The organism is Microbacterium sp. B24, from assembly GCF_000333415.1.
Lineage (GTDB): Bacteria > Actinomycetota > Actinomycetes > Actinomycetales > Microbacteriaceae > Microbacterium.
In genome coordinates this window covers 1-1,782 of the sequence record NZ_BADB01000366.1, presented here as the reverse complement: position 1 = coordinate 1,782, position 1,782 = coordinate 1, and the positions used below count along the sequence as shown (strand labels likewise).

General features: G+C 71.9%; 2 protein-coding genes and 1 pseudogene. All 3 read right to left on the bottom strand.

The genetic code is table 11. From position 1 onward, the window contains the following. A partial coding sequence (locus tag I5I_RS09480) for a PH-like domain-containing protein (RefSeq protein ID WP_036318713.1) occupies positions 1–294 on the bottom strand: 294 nt, incomplete at its 3' end. Continuing rightward, positions 291–1,622, bottom strand: coding sequence for a dihydroorotase (locus I5I_RS09475; RefSeq protein WP_187289932.1), 1,332 nt, complete (start codon positions 1,620–1,622; stop codon positions 291–293). The genes I5I_RS09480 and I5I_RS09475, both read right to left, overlap by 4 nt. After that, a pseudogene (locus I5I_RS17580) lies at positions 1,619–1,782 on the bottom strand (aspartate carbamoyltransferase); the annotation flags it as partial. The gene I5I_RS09475 and the pseudogene I5I_RS17580, both read right to left, overlap by 4 nt.

The following is a 1,782-nucleotide window of genomic DNA, read 5'->3' as shown; positions in this document are numbered from 1 at the left end:
CCGCGGCTGACCGACGAGGTCGAGCGCGACGCCCCGGTCGGTGACCGTGACGTCGACGCGCGAGCGGAAGCCCAGTCCGCGGATGGCGAGCCGTTCGAGCGCGTCGCCGTGCCGCGTGGTGGCGACGTAGAACCCGCTCGTCGCTGTCTGGACGGCAGCGGCATCCGGCGCCTCACCGAAGGGCGCGACGATCCCGGCATCCCGCCGCGATCGTCGTCGCCACGCGAATGCCCCGAGCGCCAGGAGGGCGACCGCGACGGCGATCATGACGAGAAGGGCACCTTCGCGGTTCATGCGCGCACCTCCCCCATGGTCGGGGCCACGACGCCGTCGGTGACCGTCGCGGCTCCGCGGAAGAACGTCCACCGCACCTCGCCGGGAAGCTCCCGTCCGAGGTAGGGCGAGTTGATGCTGCGTCCCCTCAGGTCGTCGCGGCCGAACGTCCGCACCGGGGCGGGGTCGTACAGCGTGAGGGATGCCGGGGCGCCGACGGCCAGCGGCGTGCCGGCATCCTCGAGCCGTCCGATGCGCGCCGGGGCGGCCGACATCACGCGGGCCACGTCGTCCCAGGACAGCATCCCCGTCTGCACCATCGCCTGGTGCACGACGCGCAGGGCGGATTCCAGCCCGACCATGCCGTTGGCCGCCGCCTGCCACTCGCACGACTTCGCCTCCGCCGGATGCGGCGCGTGGTCGGTCGCGACGATGTCGATCGTGCCGTCCGCGAGGCCTTCGCGCACCGCTTGCACGTCCTCGTCGCGCCGCAGCGGCGGATTGACCTTGTAGCGGGCGTCATAGCCGCGCACGAGCTCCTCGGTCAGCAGCAGGTGGTGGGGGGTGACTTCGGCGGTCACGTTCACCCCGCGCTTCTTGGCCCAGCGGATGATGTCGACCGAACCGGCCGTCGAGAGGTGGCACACGTGCAGGCGCGAGCCCACGTGCTCGGCGAGAAGGACGTCACGGGCGATGATCGACTCCTCGGCGACCGCCGGCCATCCGGTCAGGCCGAGCTCGGCCGACACGGAGCCCTCGTTCATCTGGGCGCCCTCGGTCAAGCGGGGGTCCTGCGCGTGCTGGGCGACGACGCCGTCGAATGCCTTCACGTATTCGAGTGCGCGACGCATGATGAGCGGGTCGAAGACGCAGAAGCCGTCGTCGCTGAAGACGCGCACGCGGGCCCGCGAGGACGCCATCGCACCGAGCTCCGCAAGCCGCTCGCCCTTCTGGCCGACGGTCACGGCGCCGATCGGCTGCACGTGCACGTAGCCGGCCGCTTCGCCGAGGGCGAGCTCCTGCTCGACGACGCCCGCGGTGTCGGCGACGGGCGAGGTGTTCGGCATGGCGAAGACGGTCGTGAAGCCACCGGCGGCCGCGGCGCGCGAGCCGGTCAGCACCGTCTCCGACGCCTCGTAGCCGGGCTCGCGCAGGTGCACGTGCAGATCGACCAGGCCCGGCAGGGCGATCAGGCCGTCGGCATCCACGATGTCGGCGCCGGCGCGGCTCAGGCCGCTGCCGACCTGACTGATCAGGCCGTCTTCGAGAAGGAGATCCGTCGCCGCCTCGTCGCCCACACGGGCCCCGCGGATGATCGTCGGGCGCGCCGAGGGGTGTCGAACCGTCACGGGGTGTGCTCCTCTGCGTTCGTGTCGCGCTCGCCGGAACGTTCTCCGGCCAGCACCAGGTACAGCACCGCCATCCGCAACGACACGCCGTTCGCGACCTGCTCAAGCACGGTCGATCGTGGGGAATCGGCGGGGTCGGCGGAAATCTCAAGCCCCGGTT